At 60.9% G+C, this 16,189-nt stretch carries 16 protein-coding genes; 8 read left to right on the top strand and 8 right to left on the bottom strand.

Translation table 11 applies throughout. The annotated features are described in order from the left end of the window. Positions 1-73: 73 nt before the first annotated feature. Positions 74-1,654, bottom strand: a complete 1,581-nt coding sequence (locus tag AC07V9_RS26870; RefSeq protein ID WP_495018653.1) for a rhodanese-related sulfurtransferase — start codon at positions 1,652-1,654, stop codon at positions 74-76. Further along, positions 1,651-2,259: a cysteine dioxygenase family protein gene (locus tag AC07V9_RS26865; RefSeq protein ID WP_495018652.1), complete on the bottom strand. Its 609-nt coding sequence runs from the start codon at positions 2,257-2,259 to the stop codon at positions 1,651-1,653. Before AC07V9_RS26865 ends, AC07V9_RS26870 begins: the two co-directional genes overlap by 4 nt. Positions 2,260-2,450: 191 nt before the next feature. On the opposite strand from AC07V9_RS26865, the gene AC07V9_RS26860 reads away from it, so the two are divergent. Both AC07V9_RS26860 and AC07V9_RS26855 read left to right on the top strand, forming a co-directional pair. Next, positions 2,451-3,356 carry a LysR family transcriptional regulator gene (locus tag AC07V9_RS26860; protein ID WP_495018651.1) on the top strand — a complete coding sequence of 302 codons (906 nt, stop codon included), beginning with the start codon at positions 2,451-2,453 and terminating at the stop codon, positions 3,354-3,356. Between the two features lie 123 nt (positions 3,357-3,479). Next, positions 3,480-4,280 carry a class II aldolase/adducin family protein gene (locus tag AC07V9_RS26855; protein ID WP_495018650.1) on the top strand — a complete coding sequence of 267 codons (801 nt, stop codon included), beginning with the start codon at positions 3,480-3,482 and terminating at the stop codon, positions 4,278-4,280. 142 nt (positions 4,281-4,422) lie between these two features. On the opposite strand, the gene AC07V9_RS26850 is transcribed toward AC07V9_RS26855, so the two are convergent. Both AC07V9_RS26850 and AC07V9_RS26845 read right to left on the bottom strand, forming a co-directional pair. Further along, positions 4,423-5,511 (bottom strand): LLM class flavin-dependent oxidoreductase, encoded by a 1,089-nt coding sequence (locus AC07V9_RS26850; protein WP_495018649.1) that lies wholly within the window; start codon positions 5,509-5,511, stop codon positions 4,423-4,425. A 112-nt stretch (positions 5,512-5,623) separates the two neighbouring features. Beyond that, positions 5,624-5,788 carry a hypothetical protein gene (locus tag AC07V9_RS26845; protein WP_495018648.1) on the bottom strand — a complete coding sequence of 55 codons (165 nt, stop codon included), beginning with the start codon at positions 5,786-5,788 and terminating at the stop codon, positions 5,624-5,626. Here AC07V9_RS26845 and AC07V9_RS26840 point away from each other — a divergent pair. Continuing rightward, positions 5,787-6,809, top strand: coding sequence for an ABC transporter substrate-binding protein (locus tag AC07V9_RS26840; RefSeq protein ID WP_495018647.1), 1,023 nt, complete (start codon positions 5,787-5,789; stop codon positions 6,807-6,809). The genes AC07V9_RS26845 and AC07V9_RS26840 overlap by 2 nt on opposite strands. 156 nt (positions 6,810-6,965) lie before the next feature. Here the strand turns inward: AC07V9_RS26840 and AC07V9_RS26835 are convergent, their stop codons facing one another. The 3 genes from AC07V9_RS26835 to AC07V9_RS26825 all read right to left on the bottom strand — a co-directional run bounded on the left by AC07V9_RS26835 (position 6,966) and on the right by AC07V9_RS26825 (position 10,333). Then, positions 6,966-7,376 carry a PA2817 family protein gene (locus AC07V9_RS26835; protein ID WP_495018646.1) on the bottom strand — a complete coding sequence of 137 codons (411 nt, stop codon included), beginning with the start codon at positions 7,374-7,376 and terminating at the stop codon, positions 6,966-6,968. A gap of 96 nt (positions 7,377-7,472) precedes the next feature. Beyond that, positions 7,473-7,676: a hypothetical protein gene (locus AC07V9_RS26830; protein WP_495018645.1), complete on the bottom strand. Its 204-nt coding sequence runs from the start codon at positions 7,674-7,676 to the stop codon at positions 7,473-7,475. A 212-nt stretch (positions 7,677-7,888) separates the two neighbouring features. Next, positions 7,889-10,333 (bottom strand): acyl-CoA dehydrogenase, encoded by a 2,445-nt coding sequence (locus tag AC07V9_RS26825; RefSeq protein WP_495018644.1) that lies wholly within the window; start codon positions 10,331-10,333, stop codon positions 7,889-7,891. A gap of 15 nt (positions 10,334-10,348) precedes the next feature. Between AC07V9_RS26825 and AC07V9_RS26820 the strand changes: the two genes are divergently transcribed. The 4 genes from AC07V9_RS26820 to AC07V9_RS26805 all read left to right on the top strand — a co-directional run bounded on the left by AC07V9_RS26820 (position 10,349) and on the right by AC07V9_RS26805 (position 13,103). After that, a complete protein-coding gene (locus tag AC07V9_RS26820) occupies positions 10,349-10,504 on the top strand; it encodes a hypothetical protein (protein WP_495018643.1) in 156 nt (51 codons plus the stop codon). A gap of 57 nt (positions 10,505-10,561) precedes the next feature. Next, positions 10,562-11,185: a glutathione S-transferase family protein gene (locus tag AC07V9_RS26815; protein ID WP_495018642.1), complete on the top strand. Its 624-nt coding sequence runs from the start codon at positions 10,562-10,564 to the stop codon at positions 11,183-11,185. Between the two features lie 209 nt (positions 11,186-11,394). Continuing rightward, positions 11,395-12,327 (top strand): ABC transporter ATP-binding protein, encoded by a 933-nt coding sequence (locus tag AC07V9_RS26810; protein ID WP_495018641.1) that lies wholly within the window; start codon positions 11,395-11,397, stop codon positions 12,325-12,327. Continuing rightward, positions 12,324-13,103, top strand: coding sequence for an ABC transporter permease (locus AC07V9_RS26805; protein WP_495018640.1), 780 nt, complete (start codon positions 12,324-12,326; stop codon positions 13,101-13,103). The genes AC07V9_RS26810 and AC07V9_RS26805 overlap by 4 nt, the downstream gene beginning before the upstream one ends. A 128-nt stretch (positions 13,104-13,231) precedes the next feature. Here AC07V9_RS26805 and AC07V9_RS26800 read toward each other — a convergent pair whose 3' ends face one another. Continuing rightward, positions 13,232-13,747 carry a DUF2062 domain-containing protein gene (locus AC07V9_RS26800; protein WP_495018639.1) on the bottom strand — a complete coding sequence of 172 codons (516 nt, stop codon included), beginning with the start codon at positions 13,745-13,747 and terminating at the stop codon, positions 13,232-13,234. Between the two features lie 156 nt (positions 13,748-13,903). Between AC07V9_RS26800 and AC07V9_RS26795 the strand changes: the two genes are divergently transcribed. Further along, positions 13,904-16,120 carry a DNA internalization-related competence protein ComEC/Rec2 gene (locus tag AC07V9_RS26795; RefSeq protein ID WP_495018638.1) on the top strand — a complete coding sequence of 739 codons (2,217 nt, stop codon included), beginning with the start codon at positions 13,904-13,906 and terminating at the stop codon, positions 16,118-16,120. Positions 16,121-16,189: the final 69 nt, after the last annotated feature.

Raw genomic sequence — 16,189 nt, 5'->3', positions numbered from 1 at the left:
ATGTCAGACAACATGGGATGCCTGATACGACGCCATCGCGGGCAAGCGCGCTCCTACGGGACAGTGATGCTGGTTAAATCACCTTGAAGCCATGGGTGCCGTCGCGGCCCAGCTGCTCCACCAGACCAAACTCCCAATCCAGATACGCCTGCATCGCTTCGCGCGGCGCGTCGGTGCCTTCGTAAGGGCGGCGATAGCGATCGATGCGCGGGGAGGCCAGGTGGGTTTCGCCGGTTTCCAGCGCGAACCCGGCAGCGACCCAACTGGCCGTGCCGTCCTTGAGCAGGAACACGGGTTTGCCGGTCAGCGCTTCCACTTCCGGGACGGCCAGGCGCGCCAGTTTGCTGCTGCCACAGGTCAGCACGTAGTGCTCGGCGGCGGGAATCTTGCGCAGGGCGTTGGAGAGATCCGCGCGCAGCGTCCACCAGGCTCCCGGAATGTGCTGCTTCACATAATTGGCGCTGGCGGTGAAATCCAGTACCGCGACGCTGCCATGCTCCTGCCAGTGACGCAGGGTGTCGGGGCTGATCTCCTCGACCTGCCAGGGCGTCGGAATCGGCGCATTCCACGGGCCTTTTTCGCTGAAGTCGTGAGGGCGCAAGTCGTCGAGCACGTACACCTCCCAGCCCAGTTGCGCGAGCCAGGAGGCCGACATGTTGGCGCGCACGCCGTTGTCGTCCGCCAGCACGACCCGCGCGCCACGCACGCTGGCGTAGTGATCGGTCTCCTGCACCAACTGGCCGCCAGGCGTTGCGCGTGCGCCCGGCAGGTGACCGGCTTCAAATTCCTCCGGCGTGCGCACATCGAAGAGATACGTGGTGCGCGTCGTCTCAGCGTGCCACACCTGCAGGTTGGCGCGCGTGGCACGCTGTACGCCAGCGCGGTCGGCGACCTTGCGGGCGTCGGCGCGGGCGACGTTCAGGGTCTTCTCACTGACCTTTGGAAAGCGCCGCGACTGACCGTGATCCAGGGTCTGCCCGGCCAGCAGCCAACCGATGGTGCCGTTGCGCAGGGCCGAGATCGGGTTCGGCAGGCCGGCGTTCACCAGTGACTGCGTGCCGATGATGCTGCGGGTGCGTCCTGCGCAATTGACGATGATACGCGTGTCGGGATTCGGCGCCAGTTCGCGGGCGCGCAGCACCAGTTCGGCGCCCGGCACGCTGACCCCGGTGGGAATGCTCATGGTCTGGTATTCGTCGAAACGGCGGGCATCGAGCACCACCACATCGGCCTTGCTGTCGAGCAGTTGCTTGACTTCCTCCGCGCCCAGGGACGGGGTGTGACGATGGTGCTCGACCAGTTCGCCAAACGCCTTGCTCGGCACGTTGACATCGATGAACAGCTCGCCGCCCGCATCACGCCAGCCCTGCAGGCCGCCTTCCAGCAGTTTCACGTCGCTGTAACCCAGGTCGACCAGGCGGGCGAGGGCCGATTGAGCCAGACCTTCGCCGTTGTCGTAGAGGGTGATCGCGGTGTCGCGACGCGGGATGCGCGACAGCACTTCAAGCTCCAGTTTCGACAGCGCAATGTTCGCTGCGAATAGCGGGTGAGCTTCGGCAAACGGCGCTTCTTCGCGCACGTCCACCAAGGCGACTTCTTCTTTATTGAGCAGGGCGGCGCGAATATCGGCAAATGAGCGGGTGCTATGGGTCATTGGGCAGGATTCTCTTTGGACAGGTCCCAGATGTTCGGGAGATAGGCGTTGGAATAGCCGGAAATGAACAGTTTTTCGCTGCCGTCAGGTTGATAGACGGCACGCTTCACGGCACCGATGTTGGCGCCGTAGACATGAATGCTGATCGACACTTGATCGCTGAAAGCGTTGCTGACCTGATGAATATCGTTGCTGCGCGGCGACAGGGCTTCAACGTGGCCGGGCTCCAGGCGAATGGCCGGCCCTTCCTGTTCCAGTCGGCCGTCGGCGCTGCGGGCAAAGCCCTGAGAATATTCGGCGCCACGCAACATGCCGATCAGCCCCCACACGCGATGGTCATGAATCGGTGTGCTCTGCCCCGGCCCCCAGACAAAACTGACGATGGAAAAGCGCTGACGGGAATCGGCGTGCAGCAGAAATTGCTGATAACGGGTCGGGTCTGGCACGGCGAATTCGTCAGGCATCCAGTCGTCGAATTGCACCAGTTGCCCCAGCAGCCTGCCACCGCGATGCAGCAGATCGCCTTCGCGCGGGTTGCTGTCGATCAACTCGGCCAGTGCGCCAATGAACTCGCGCAGGCGTTCGGGGTGTCGGGGGTGAGTCATGTGGGCTCCACGGCAGGTTCGGTTAGCCAATATAAGCATAATGCCGCGGCTTAATATGCTATTTATTGATGATTAGGTTATAACGAAAAAGCATTTGATAACCTTCAGGCAGGTTGCCGGGGTATCCAGCCGAAGCGTTTGGAATTATGCTTTTTGCCTATCTTGTCCCCCTTTTTCCATGTGCGTACCGAATGAAAATTGATGATATCGATGCCTTTGTCGCGGTGATTCGCTGCCAGTCCATCAGCCATGCCGCCGAGTCCCTTGACCTGACCCAGCCGGCCATCACCCGCCGCGTGCAGAACTTCGAGCAGGCGTTGGGCGTGGAACTGTTCGACCGCAACACCAAACCTCTCAAGCCGACCGCCATGGGCACTCAGGTGTACCAGAAATGTCTGGCGATCCTGCGGGAAATGGACTCACTGCGCGAGCTGGTGGCCAGTGACACTCCGCCCAGCGGCCTGTTGCGCCTGGGCGTGCCGCAGACCATCGGAGATGTGGTGCTGCTCGATGCGTTGAAACATATGCGCGGCCAATTTCCCGACCTGCGCGCGCAAGTGGTCACAGGGTGGGGCAGCCATCTGATCGGCAAGATCGAGAACGGCGAGCTCGACGCCGCCGCTGCGTTGTTCCCGGCGGGCAAGATTTTTCCGGACGCCATCATTGGTGAGTCCATCGGCAAGATGGAGCTGGTGGTGGTCTGCGCCAGAAGTCAGCTGCCGAAAAAACCGGTGAAACTGGCTGACTGCTACGAACAGGGCTTTGTGTTGAACCCCGACGGCTGCGGCTTTCGCGCAGGTTTACAGCGCACCCTGGCCGATCAGGGCTTGAGCCTGAAGGTCAATCTGGAAACCTTCGGCACCGAACTGCAATTGGGCCTGGTGGCGGATGGCATGGGCTTCGGGCTGGTCCCGCGCCCGTTGCTGGAGCGCAGCATTCATCGCGATGTGCTGGCCGTGATGCCGCTCAAGGACTTCAAGCCGGTACTGGACCTGTGGCTGATTTACCCGCGTTTCCTCGGCAATCTGCAGGCGCCGGTCAGCCTGTTCGGGCGTCTGGTGGCCGACGCCTTGAAGCAGTCCCGCGAGGCGGCCTGAGCCGATGGGGCTGATAATAAAAAATATTGATAATTAGCTTAGAAGAAAATGTGATTTTTAAACGTCTGCCCGCGCGCTTAGGCTCCCTCGACACGTCTATTCCAGACCCACAGGGAGTCATGCATGAGCAACGTCAGTCCTTTGCCCGTCCAGTCCGGTTCAAATAACGTACAGGACCGGGTCAGCCCCGAAGAGTGGGAGGTGCGGGTCAAGCTCGCGGCGGCCTATCGACTTGCCGCGCTCAAGCGCTGGACCGACCACATCTACACGCACTTCTCGGCGCGGGTGCCGGGACCGGACGAGCACTTCCTGATCAACCCCTTTGGCCTGCTGTTCGACGAAATCACCGCGTCGAATCTGGTCAAGGTCGACATCGACGGCACCCTCGTCGACGACCCGACCGGCCTTGGCATCAATAACGCAGGGTACGTTATCCACAGCGCCATTCACGCGGCGCGACCCGACCTGCAAGCGGTGCTACACACCCACACCCGCGACGGCATTGCGGTGTCGGCGCAAAAAAATGGCTTGTTGCTGATCTCCCAGCACGCTCTGGCGTTCTCCGGGCGTGTGGCCTACCACGGTTACGAAGGCATCGCGCAGGACCTGGGCGAGCGCGAGCGGCTGGTGGCAGATCTGGGCGACAAGAGCGTGATGATTCTGCGTAATCACGGCCTGCTCACGGCGGGCGTCAGTGTCGAGCATGCGTTCAAGCAGCTGCACAACCTGGAATACGCCTGCAACATTCAGATCGCCGCGCAGGCAGCGGGCAATGCCGAGCTGATCTTCCCGCCAGAGGAAGTGGTGAAGAAGGTCGAGGAACAGGCCAGGGTGTTTCAGGACGGCAACGGACCGGGCGTGACGCGGCATTGGAATGCGTTGATCCGCGAGCTGGATCGGCATGGGACGGGTTATAAGGAGTAGGGCCGGTCCAGCGCGCATGATCATTCTGTGGGAGCGAATTCATTCGCGAGAGGTGGGTACATCCGATGAAGATATGTCGGATGTACCTTCGAATCGCGAATGAATTCGCTCCCACAGGGTAGGCACGCGGTGTGCCTGGAAACTACGCCACCTTTTCCTGCTTCGCCCGCTCACGCTTGGCCACCAGCTCACGGGTCAGCGGGATCAGTTTCTTGCCGTAATCAATCGCGTCTTCCAGCGGGTCGAAACCGCGAATCAGGAAGGTGGTGATGCCCAGATCGTAATAATCGAGCAGCGCCTCGGCGACCTGTTCGGCTGTGCCCACCAGCGAGGTCGAGTTGCCCTTGGCGCCCAGCAGCCCGGCAATCCCGGTCCACAGACGTTTATCCAGGCGCGCTCCCTGCGCGGCAGCGGCGAGCAGGCGCTTGGAGCCTTCGTTGGCCGGCTCACGACGCTGAATGCCGTTCGCCTGTGCCTGTGCTTTCGCCCGCTGCAGAATGCTGTCCGCCCGGGCCCAGGCCTTTTCTTCGGTCTCTGCCAGAATCGGCCGCAGCGACAGACTGAAACGTACCGTTCTGCCGTGCTTCGCCGCCTCGGCTCGCACCTGTTTGACGATATCCCTGACCTGCTCATAGGTTTCGCCCCACAGGGCATACACATCAGCGTGTTTGCCTGCCACCTCGATGGCCGCCTGCGAAGCGCCGCCGAAGTACAACGGAATGTGTGGTTGTTGAGGTGACTTGACCAGCGAATGGGCGCCTTCGAACTGGTAATACTTGCCGTGATGGTCGAAGGGCTTTTCCGCGGTCCATTCCTGGCGCACCACACTCAGGTATTCATCGGTGCGCGCATAGCGCTCGTCCTTGCCGATGAAACTGCCGTCGGCGCGCAGTTCCTGATCGTCGCCACCGGTAATGATGTGAATCGCCGTGCGCCCGCCGTTGAACACATCCAGCGTCGCGAACTGTCGCGCCGCAACGGTGGGCGAAATGAAGCCGGGCCGGTGAGCGATCAGGAATTTCAGCCTGGTTGTAACGCTGGCGGCGTAGGACGCGATGAAGGCGCTGTCCGGGCTGTTGGAGTGATAGGCCACCAGTGCGCGGTCGAAGCCGGCGTCTTCATGGGCGCGCGCGACCTTTTCGACATAGTCAGGCTGAACTGTCTGACCGCTACGAGGGTGGATTTCCGAAAAGGGCTGGGTGGCAATGTAACCGATGAATTCAACGCTCATGGGCAATTCCTCAGGGTTGTCACAACTGTCGGGCGCGGATCTTTGCGCGAGGCGAGTGAGCAACATAGGGGCAGCCGGTGAGCGTGTGAAATTCGATTTGGCGCTAAGCTAATTATAAAAATAATGCATCTATAAATCTAACAACATCAGAAAAGCTGAGTATTAGCTTATGTCCAATCGTCATTTCACGCTGTTTTTTTATGCGTTTAGGATGGCCTGCATACTTGGAATGGTCTGGCCGTTCCTTTTCAACAGGTCTCGCAAGGATGTCGTTCATGGGGTTTATCTGGCACAGGCTGGCGCAAAAAAATGCTGCGCTGTTGTTGTCGTTCGTGGTGCTGCTATTGGTCGGATGCGGGGATGAAGGGCACACGCAGGCCGCTGTTTCGGATGCGGTGGACTGGTCGAAGGTCAAGCTGATCCTCGGTGATCAGGCCAAGGGCTTGCGGACGGTGGTCGATGCATCCAAGGCTTTCGACGGGATTGCGTATCAAGTGGAATGGGCGAACTTTCAAGGTGCCGCTCCCTTATTCGAAGCCCTACGGGCGGGCGCCGTGGATCTCGCTCCCGCCGGTGACACCCCGGTTCTGGCGGCTGCCACCGGTGGCACGCCGTTGCGCATTGTTGCGGTGCGCCGCGGGCAGTCGCGCAGTATCGGAATTCTGGTGCCACCGGATTCCGACATTAAAACCGTTGCCGACCTGAAGGGGCGCAGCGTGTCGATCTCGTCGGCTCGCGGCAGCATCTCGCAATACCTGCTGATTCGTGCGCTGGAGAATGCCGGGGTCAAGGAATCGGACGTCAACATCGGGTTCGTGATGCCCACCGATGCGCTGTCGGCCTTTCATGCCGGGAAGATCGACGCGTGGGCCACGTTTGGCATCTATCAGGCGTTTGCCGAAGAAAACGGCGCGCGGCTGTTGCTGAGCGGGGAGGGCATCAACACCGGCCTGACGTTTATTACGGCGTCGGACAAGGCGCTGGCCGACAAGGTCAAGCGCCAGGCACTCAATGATGTGTTGCAGCGTTTGGCCAAGGCGTTCGAATGGGCCAAGGCCAACCCTGAGCAGTACGCGCAGGTGTTCTCCAGCGCCAATAACGTGCCGTTGCCGGTGTCCCAGCGTTTGCAGAGTTGGGGAGTGGAGTCGTTGCAGCCGGTCGATGCGTCGGACATCGCTGCGTTACAGGGTGTCGATGATCTGTTCGTGGCGAAGAAGATATTTCCGCAGCCGGTGCAGGTGTCCGGGCTGGTGGATCGGGAGGTATTTCCGAGTGCTCATGGGGTGTTGCTGCGCTAACGGAGCGACGGGTGCCGAACCCTGTGGGAGCGAATTCATTGGCGAAAAATGGTAGGACCGGCAGAGATACGTCGGATACCGGCCCCTCGCGAATGAATGCGCTCCCACAGGGGAGATCGGCGTTGCCCGCGGGAGCAGCGCCGGTCATCCCTGGGCTCAGTGGCGCGAACCGTCCTGCCCCATCGCCAGCAGCTGCTTTTCCTGATCCCAGTCGAACGGCTCGTCATTCTCTTCAGCTTCGAAGCGGCGCTCTTCCAGCGAGGTGTACATGTCGATTTCTTCGTCGGGCATGTAATGCAGGCAGTCGCCGCCGAAGAACCACAGCAGGTCGCGTGGCACCAGGTGGGCAATTTGCGGGTAGCGCTGGATCACCTGGCACAGCAGGTCCTGACCCAAGTATTGGCTCTCGATCGGTTCGACCGGCAGCAGGCCGAGCAATTCGTCATAACGTTCGATGAACAGCGCATGACTTTCTTCGGGTACCTGTTCGGCGTCACCGAGCGCGACCAGAATGCCGCGCAGGTGCGTCAGCAGGTTGAGAGTGCGGTCGAGATTGGCGTCGGCCATGATGAAGTCCTCAAAGACAAAAACAGGCGCGGGAGTATAGATCCCTGAACAGGTGACCGATACCCCAACGAGGACAGGCCGACGCCCGGGATCAGTTCAATGCCATAATCCGGCCAGGTAGCGATGGCCCGCCTCGGTCAGGGCCAGGTGGGCATAGGTGTTGTCGGGATTGGGCTTGCGTGTGACGAAGCCGATGAGCAGAAGGGTTTGCAGGGTGAGGGTGGGTTTGCCGCTCTGAAAGTCCTCCCCCGAGGCGATTTCGGCAAGCAGGCAACGATGGGTCATGCGTTGGTTGATCATGATGCTTCCCCTTGGTGTTTTCTTGTTGTTACCGGGGAGTGTAGGACAAGGTTCGAGGATGTGCAGGCTAGAGCGTTGGATTCAGTGGATTGATGAGTCCTCGACTGTAGGAGCGCGCTTGCCCGCGATGGGGTACATCAGCAAGATATGTTGCGCTGACACACCGATATCGCGGGCAAGCGCGCTCCTACAAAACGTTCATTTACACTGGATCAACGAACTTTCCCTTCAGAGGCCTTCAGTTCCTCTTTATCAAAATCATCCACGTCGATTACCTTGCGTCGCGCCGCTTCTGCCTCGCGCAGTTTCTGCGCCTCAGCCGGTTGCAACACGCCTGCATTCAACGCCGCATCGATCACATGCTCGCCACCAGCAGCCTTGAGCTGACCGGTTTTGAGCCCCTGATGCAGCTTGCCGCGCAACGTTTTGGCGCCGCTCAAGAGGTCCGCCGCATGTTGCAGCGCGCCCACCGGATCGCTTTCCGAGGTCGGGCGGTAGCAACCGGCGAGCACCGACTCCAGCGCCGGATCGCCTTTGGCACGACCGATGATGGCCGCCACTTCGGCATCCAGCGCATCAGACGGCCCTTTGTGGCGACGACCCAGCGGGAAGACGATCACACGCAGCAGGCCGCCGAGAATCCGGTTGGGGAAGTTGCTCAGCAGCTCATCCAGCGCGCGCTCCGATTCGCCGAGCGCTTCTTCCATCGACCAACGAAACAGCGGCGCCAGCGCTTCGGGATAATCCAGGTCGTGATAGCGCTTGAGCGCCGCCGAGGCCAGGTACATGTGGCTCAGCACATCGCCCAGGCGCGCCGACAGACGCTCGCGACGTTTCAGCTCGCCGCCCAGCAGCATCATGCTCAGGTCGGCAAGCATGGCAAACGCTGCGGCCTGACGATTGAGCGCGCGGAAATAGCCTTGGCTCAGGCGATCCCCCGGCATGCTCTCGAAATGCCCGAAGCCCAGATTGAGCACCAGCGTGCTGGCCGCATTACGCACCGCGAAGCCGATGTGTTGCAGCAGCAGATGGTCGAATTCCTTCACCGCCTGGTCATGATCCTCACGCCCTGCGAGAGCCATTTCCTTCAGCACGAAGGGATGGCAACGAATGGCGCCCTGACCAAAGATCATCAGGTTGCGTGACAGAATGTTCGCGCCTTCCACGGTGATGAAAATCGGCGCGCCTTGCCACGAGCGGCCCAGATAGTTGTTCGGGCCCATGATGATGCCCTTGCCGCCGTGCACGTCCATGGCGTGAGTGATGCACTCGCGACCGCGTTCAGTCAGGTGGTATTTGAGAATCGCCGACAGCACCGAGGGCTTCTCGCCCAAGTCCACCGCGTTGGCGGTGAGCATGCGCGCGCTGTCCATCAGCCAGGCGTTGCCGCCGATGCGCGCCAGAGATTCCTGAATGCCTTCAAATGCCGAAAGCGGCACGTTGAATTGCTCGCGAATCTGCGTATATTGCCCGGTGACCAGGCTGGTGTATTTCGCAGCGCCGGTGCCGACAGCGGGCAGGGAAATCGAACGGCCCACGGACAGGCAATTCATCAACATCATCCAGCCCTTACCGAGCATGGCCTGACCGCCGATCAGATATTCCAGCGGGATGAACACGTCCTTGCCCGAGTTGGGACCGTTCATGAAGGCCGCGCCCAACGGCAAATGACGGCGGCCGATTTCAACGCCCGGCGTGTCGGTGGGAATCAACGCCAGGCTGATGCCCAGATCCTCTTCCTCGCCCAGCAGGTGTTCGGGGTCGTAGGCCTTGAAGGCCAAGCCGAGCAACGTGGCTACCGGCCCGAGGGTGATGTAGCGTTTTTCCCAGTTCAGGCGCAGGCCGATGACTTCCTCACCCTGCCACTGGCCTTTGCAGATGATGCCGGTGTCGGGCATCGCGCCAGCGTCGGAACCCGCCAGGGGGCCGGTGAGGGCGAAGCACGGAATGTCGTCGCCCCGGGCCAGGCGCGGCAGATAATGGTTGCGCTGTTCGTCTGTGCCGTAATGCAGCAGCAGTTCAGCCGGGCCCAGGGAATTGGGGACCATGACGGTGGACGCCAAGTCGCCGCTGCGGGTCGCCAGTTTCATCGCCACCTGCGAGTGGGCGTAGGCCGAAAAACCTTTACCGCCGTACTCCTTGGGGATGATCAGCGCAAAGAAACCGTGCTCTTTAATGTGCGCCCAGGCTTCGGGGGGCAAGTCCATGGCCTGGCCGATTTCCCAATCGCTGACCAGCGCGCACAGCTCGTTGGTCGGGCCGTCGATAAAGGCTTGTTCCTCTTCGGTCAACTGGCTTTTGGGGTAGGCCAGCAGGGTGTCCCAGTCGGGGCGACCACTGAACAGTTCGCCGTCCCACCAGACCGTGCCAGCATCGATGGCGTCGCGCTCGGTTTCCGACATGGGCGGCAACACTTTCTGAAACCAGGCGAACATCGGCGTACTGAAATATTGGCGGCGCAGGTCCGGCAGGGCCAGTGGCAATGCCACGGCGAGCCACAGCACCCACGGAATGATCATCCAGCCATGGGCATGACTCAGCGCACCCATCGCCAGCAGATACACCGCCACTATACCCAGGGCAGGGAAGGGGGCGACGCGCCGATGGGCCAGCCAGGCCACGCCGATCACCAGAACCACGATCCACAACAACAGCATAAGAATCCCTCCGAGATGACGGCGAAGTTGAGCGCCATCGACACCACGGGCAGCCGCTCTGGCCCGCGCATCGATAGTGACCCCGTGCTGTCATGGGAGTTCGAGGGCTGGCCGATGCGCGTGAAGTTGTGGCTCGAATACCCCCTTCGTCACGCGCTGGGGGTAGACTGACGACCCACCGGCATATGCCACTAATTCGTCGCCACTACGTACGGGAGAACAACAACCATGTTGAAAATCTGGGGCCGCAAGAACTCGTCCAACGTTCGCAAGGCGTTGTGGGTCGCAGAAGAGCTGGGCCTGGCCTACGAGTCGATCAATGCTGGCGGCGCGTTTGGCGTAAATGACCAGCCCGACTACCTGGCCAAGAATCCCAATGGCGTGGTGCCGATGATCGAAGACGGTGATTTCGTGCTGTGGGAATCCAACGCCATCGTGCGTTACCTGGCTGCGCAATACTCACCTGATTCGGCCTTGTTCCCAAGTGATCCCAAGGCGCGTGCCCAGGCCGACAAGTGGATGGACTGGACCACCTCAACCTTCGCTGGTCCGTTCCGCACCGTATTCTGGGGCGTGGTGCGCACCCCGGCCGAGCAGCAGGACTGGACGCAAATCAACGCTGCCAAGGCCACCATCGAAGGCTTGCTGCGCATCGTCGACAAGACGCTGAGCACCCAGCCGTACCTGTCGGGGCAGGCCTTCGGCATGGGCGACATCCCGTTGGGCTGCTTTATTTATGCCTGGTTCGAAATGCCGATTGAACGCGCCGAGCTGCCTCACCTCAAAGCTTGGTACGAGCGTCTGCAGCAGCGTGCGGCGTATCGCGCGGCGGTGATGACCGCGCTGACCTGAGGCTGACAGCGTTAGATTAATAACTACTATCAATAGATCTCGCTGTACTTGCGCGGCGTCGGCACGCAACATTGCCACACGCCGCGTTTGCAACGGGTTGTTACAGATGATGAGGGTTTTTAAACCTCCGTGCGCTGAACCCCCTGCAGCCTCCGCGCTTTTTGTATTCGTTTTTTCTCCCTTTTCCTTTTATTGGTGTGTTTTCAGTCATGAGTTCAGCTCTGTCCATCCGGCAGCTAACCAAGACCTACGGCAACGGTTTCCAGGCCCTCAAGGGCATCGATCTGGATGTTGCCGAGGGTGATTTCTTCGCATTGCTCGGCCCCAACGGCGCCGGCAAATCCACCACCATCGGGATCATCTCGACCCTGGTCAACAAGACCACGGGCACGGTGAACATCTTTGGCCACGACCTGGATCGCAACCCGGCGCAGCTCAAGCGCTCGATCGGCGTGGTGCCGCAGGAGTTCAACTTCAATCAGTTCGAGAAGACCTTCGACATCGTCGTGACCCAGGCCGGTTACTACGGGATCCCGCCGAAGATCGCCAAGGAACGGGCCGAGCAGTACCTGACCCAACTGGGCCTGTGGGACAAGCGCAACGTGCCTTCGCGCTCGCTGTCCGGCGGCATGAAGCGTCGCTTGATGATCGCCCGCGCGCTGATTCACGAGCCGCGTCTGTTGATCCTCGACGAACCGACTGCGGGCGTGGACATCGAGCTGCGCCGTTCGATGTGGACCTTCCTCACCGAGCTGAACGAGAAAGGCATCACCATCATCCTCACCACGCACTATCTGGAAGAGGCCGAGCAGCTGTGCCGCAACATCGGCATCATCGATCACGGCACCATCATCGAAAACACTGGCATGAAGACGCTGCTCAATAAACTGCACGTCGAAACCTTCCTGCTGGATCTGAAAGACCCGATGCTTACCGCGCCACAGCTGAGCGGTTACCCGTCGCGGCTGGTAGACGACCACACCCTGGAAGTGCAGGTCGACAAGACCATCGGCATTACCTCCCTGTTCGGTCAGCTGGCGTTGCAGAACGTTCAGGTGCTGAGCCTGCGTAATAAAACCAATCGCCTTGAGGAGCTGTTCGTGGGCCTGGTCGAGAAAAACCTGTCGAAGGTGGCGGTATGAGTTCCGAGCTGCGCCCCAACCTGATCGCGATGAACACCATCGTGTACCGCGAAGTCCGCCGCTTCATGCGCATCTGGCCGCAGACTCTGCTGCCGCCGGCGATCACCATGGTTCTTTACTTCGTGATCTTCGGCAACCTGATCGGCCGGCAGATCGGCGACATGGGTGGCTTCACCTACATGCAGTACATCGTGCCAGGCCTGATCATGATGTCGGTGATCACCAACTCCTACGGCAACGTGGTGTCGAGCTTTTTCGGCGCAAAATTCCAGCGCTCGGTGGAAGAGCTGATGGTGTCGCCGGTTTCGCCGCACACCATCCTCATCGGCTACACCATCGGCGGCGTGCTGCGTGGCCTGGCGGTGGGCGTGATCGTGACGATCCTGTCGATGTTCTTTACCGACCTTCAAGTGCATCACCTGGGTGTGACCCTTGTGGTGGTGCTGCTGACGGCGACGATCTTCTCATTGCTGGGCTTTATCAACGCCGTGTTTGCGCGCAACTTCGATGACATTTCGATCATCCCGACCTTCGTGCTGACACCGCTGACCTACCTGGGCGGGGTGTTCTACTCGATCAACCTGCTGCCGCCGTTCTGGCAGACCGTGTCGCTCGCCAACCCGGTGCTGCACATGGTCAACGCATTCCGTTTCGGAATTCTGGGCGTGTCGGACATCAAGATCAGCATTGCACTGGCGTTTATGGTCGTTGCGACCATCGTGCTGTACCTGGGCTGTGCGCGTCTGTTGGTGAGTGGACGCGGCATGCGCCAATAATCCTGCGGCAGGATCTGCCTGCCTGACGGACAAACCTGTGGGAGCGAATTCATTCGCGAGAGGGCGGTACATTCAACACATCTGTGTCGGATGCACCACCTCATCGCGAATGAATGCGCTCCCACCGTTCAACTGCGTTTCTGCTTTCTGGTTTTCCACTGCCGCCCCACCCACCAGCGCCAGTACGCCATCGTCGCAAAATACCCCAACGCCCCCAGCACGACCCCCGCCACCACCGATCCCAGCAAAAAAGGCTGCCACAGCGTCGACAACTGCCCGCTGATCCACTCCCAGCTCATCTCGTCCGGAAAGCTTCTGGGCGGCAGCCCCATCAGCAGGGCGCCGATCTTATATGTGCAATAAAACACCGGCGGCATTGTCAGCGGGTTGGTCAGCCAGCACAGGCTTACCGCAATCGGCATGTTGGCGCGAACCCACACTGCCAAAAATGCGGCCAGCAACATTTGCAAGGGCATGGGCATGAGTGCGGCAAACAGGCCAATGCCCATCGCCCGCGCGACGGAGTGACGATTGAGGTGCCAAAGGTTCGGATCGTGGAGGAGGGTGCCGAGAAAACGTAAGGATTTGTGTTCCCGGATGCTGTTCGGATCGGGCATGTACCGCTTGATCAGGTGACGTGGCATACAGGAAATCCGGAGGGTTGGTGCGGGAAATTCGGGCAAGTATGCATGGATAGTGAGCGAGGGAAATTCAGACATTGTGACAATTAATAAAAGCGCCGCCGCTTCGATGGGCTAAGCCAAGAGGGTGAATTTCATCGGTTGTGAAGGAAAAGCCTTATGCGCACAGGGATGGTGGCGCTTGCGGCGGGACTGCTGGTCCTGCGTTTTTTACCGGCACTACCGCCGGTCTGGTTGATGCTGGCGATGCCGGTGGTCGCGCTGATGCTGCTGCCGTTTCGCACCTATCCGCTGGCGTTTTTTCTGTTCGGGCTGACCTGGGCCTGTGTATCGGCCAAGTCGGCGCTGGACGATCGTCTCCCTGAACGCTTCGACGGCCAGACGCTGTGGCTCGAGGGCAAGGTCATGGGCTTGCCAAGCACGGTCGATGGCGTGGTGCGCTTTGAGCTGCAAGACCCGGTGTCACGCCGCACGCGCTTACCCGAACGCCTGCGCATCGCCTGGTACGCCGGCCCCGAGGTGCGCAGCGGCGAACGCTGGCGGCTGGCGGTCAAGCTCAAACGTCCCGCGGGCCTTGCCAATCCGGGTGCATTCGACTATGAAGCCTGGTTGCTGGCCCAGCGCATTGGCGGCACAGGCACGGTGGTCGATGGCCAGCGACTCGCCTCTGCAGGCGAATCCTGGCGCGACGGGATCCGTCAGCGCTTGCTGGCAGTGGATGCCCAAGGGCATGAAGGTGGGCTGGCGGCGTTAGTGCTGGGCGACGATTCGGGGCTCAGTTCCGCGCAGTGGCAGGTGTTGCAGGACACCGGCACCGTGCATCTGCTGGTGATTTCCGGCACCCACATCGGCTTGCTTGCAGGGCTGCTCTACAGTCTGGTCGCAGGCCTCGCGCGCTGGGGGTTGTGGCCGCGATTCATTCCATGGCTGCCGTCGGCTTGCGTGCTGGCATTCACCGGCGCGCTGACCTATGGGTTTCTTGCCGGTTTCGAAGTGCCGGTGCAACGGGCCTGCGTCATGCTCGGGCTGGTGTTGCTGTGGCGCCTGCGTTTTCGTCATCTGGGTGTGGTCTGGCCGATGTTGATCGCCCTGAATTTGGTGCTGCTCGCCGAGCCGTTGGTCAGTTTGCGGCCGGGCTTCTGGCTCTCGTTCACGGCAGTGGGGATTCTCATGCTGATCTTCGGCGGCCGCCTTGGCGCCTGGGGTTGGCTGCACAGTTGGTCGCGGGCGCAGTGGCTGATTGCCTTGGGTTTGTTGCCGGTGCTACTGGCGTTGAACCTGCCGGTGAGCGTCAGCGGGCCGATGGTCAATCTGCTCGCTGTGCCGTGGGTCAGCATTTTCATCCTGCCGTTGGCGCTGTTCGGAACGTTTTTTCTGGCGATCCCGCTGATTGGCGAGCGTCTGCTCTGGCTGGCGGGCGGTTCGATGGAGGGGCTGTTTCGCTTTCTTTCCTATATGGCCGATGGATTGCCTGCCTGGACCGGCCCTGCAGTCCCGGTTTGGGTCTGGCCGTTAAGTCTGCTCGGTGCGTTTGTGCTGTTGCTGCCCAAGGGCGTGCCGATGCGTCCATTGGGCTGGCCGATGTTGCTGCTGTGCGTTTTCGCGCCTCAGAAAAGCGTCCCGGCGGGTGAGGTTGAGGTCGTGCAACTGGACGTGGGGCAAGGCCTGGCGATCCTGCTGCGTACCCGCGATCACGCGCTGTTGTATGACGCAGGCCCCCGTTTTGGCGAGTTCGACATTGGCGAGCGGGTGGTGCTGCCGGCGATTCGGCGCGCTGGCATCCGTCATCTGGACCTGATGCTGCTCAGCCATGCCGACGCCGATCACGCAGGTGGCGCTCCGGCGATTCATCAGGCATTGCCGGTCGGTCGAGTCCTTGGCGGAGATGTCGAGCGTATGCCGCCTGGTTTGCCGGTGGAGCGCTGCCGAAACGGCGAGACGTGGACGTGGAATGCGGTGACCTTTGCAACCTGGATCTGGGAGCAGGCCGGCGAGGGCAATGCGGCGTCTTGCGTCTTAAGCGTGGAGGCCAGCGACGAGCGCCTGTTGCTGACGGGTGACATCGATATTCACGCCGAGCGCGCCATGCTCGACAGCGGTTTTGACGTGCGCGCCGATTGGCTGCAAGCCCCCCACCATGGCAGCCGCACCTCATCGTCCAAGCGCTTTCTCAACGCGGTTTCGCCCAAGGGCGTGCTGATTTCCCGAGGTCGAAACAACGCCTTCGGCCACCCGCACCCGCTGGTCATGTCGCGTTATCGCTGGCTTGGAATCGACACCCATGACAGCGCCGAACTCGGTGCCATCACCTTGCAATTAGGGACGTTTAGCGGCGTTCAGACCGAGCGCTCGACGCGACGTTTCTGGCGTGAATGAAATTGTCGGTCATTGATCGACGGGTTCGGCGAGTCCGCGACGCTATGGTAGAGTGGCGCCACTTTTTTT

This window comes from Pseudomonas sp. GW821-FHT02A11, from assembly GCF_059421985.1.
This window is presented reverse-complemented; position numbering and strand designations above follow the sequence as displayed.

Coding starts and splice junctions, on each gene's coding strand:
- AC07V9_RS26870 (WP_495018653.1), bottom strand. CDS start 1,654: ATGACCCATAGCACCCGCTCATTTGCCGATATTCGCGCCGCCCTGCTC.
- AC07V9_RS26865 (WP_495018652.1), bottom strand. CDS start 2,259: ATGACTCACCCCCGACACCCCGAACGCCTGCGCGAGTTCATTGGCGCA.
- AC07V9_RS26860 (WP_495018651.1), top strand. CDS start 2,451: ATGAAAATTGATGATATCGATGCCTTTGTCGCGGTGATTCGCTGCCAG.
- AC07V9_RS26855 (WP_495018650.1), top strand. CDS start 3,480: ATGAGCAACGTCAGTCCTTTGCCCGTCCAGTCCGGTTCAAATAACGTA.
- AC07V9_RS26850 (WP_495018649.1), bottom strand. CDS start 5,511: ATGAGCGTTGAATTCATCGGTTACATTGCCACCCAGCCCTTTTCGGAA.
- AC07V9_RS26840 (WP_495018647.1), top strand. CDS start 5,787: ATGGGGTTTATCTGGCACAGGCTGGCGCAAAAAAATGCTGCGCTGTTG.
- AC07V9_RS26845 (WP_495018648.1), bottom strand. CDS start 5,788: ATGAACGACATCCTTGCGAGACCTGTTGAAAAGGAACGGCCAGACCAT.
- AC07V9_RS26835 (WP_495018646.1), bottom strand. CDS start 7,376: ATGGCCGACGCCAATCTCGACCGCACTCTCAACCTGCTGACGCACCTG.
- AC07V9_RS26830 (WP_495018645.1), bottom strand. CDS start 7,676: ATGATCAACCAACGCATGACCCATCGTTGCCTGCTTGCCGAAATCGCC.
- AC07V9_RS26825 (WP_495018644.1), bottom strand. CDS start 10,333: ATGCTGTTGTTGTGGATCGTGGTTCTGGTGATCGGCGTGGCCTGGCTG.
- AC07V9_RS26820 (WP_495018643.1), top strand. CDS start 10,349: ATGACGGCGAAGTTGAGCGCCATCGACACCACGGGCAGCCGCTCTGGC.
- AC07V9_RS26815 (WP_495018642.1), top strand. CDS start 10,562: ATGTTGAAAATCTGGGGCCGCAAGAACTCGTCCAACGTTCGCAAGGCG.
- AC07V9_RS26810 (WP_495018641.1), top strand. CDS start 11,395: ATGAGTTCAGCTCTGTCCATCCGGCAGCTAACCAAGACCTACGGCAAC.
- AC07V9_RS26805 (WP_495018640.1), top strand. CDS start 12,324: ATGAGTTCCGAGCTGCGCCCCAACCTGATCGCGATGAACACCATCGTG.
- AC07V9_RS26800 (WP_495018639.1), bottom strand. CDS start 13,747: ATGCCACGTCACCTGATCAAGCGGTACATGCCCGATCCGAACAGCATC.
- AC07V9_RS26795 (WP_495018638.1), top strand. CDS start 13,904: ATGCGCACAGGGATGGTGGCGCTTGCGGCGGGACTGCTGGTCCTGCGT.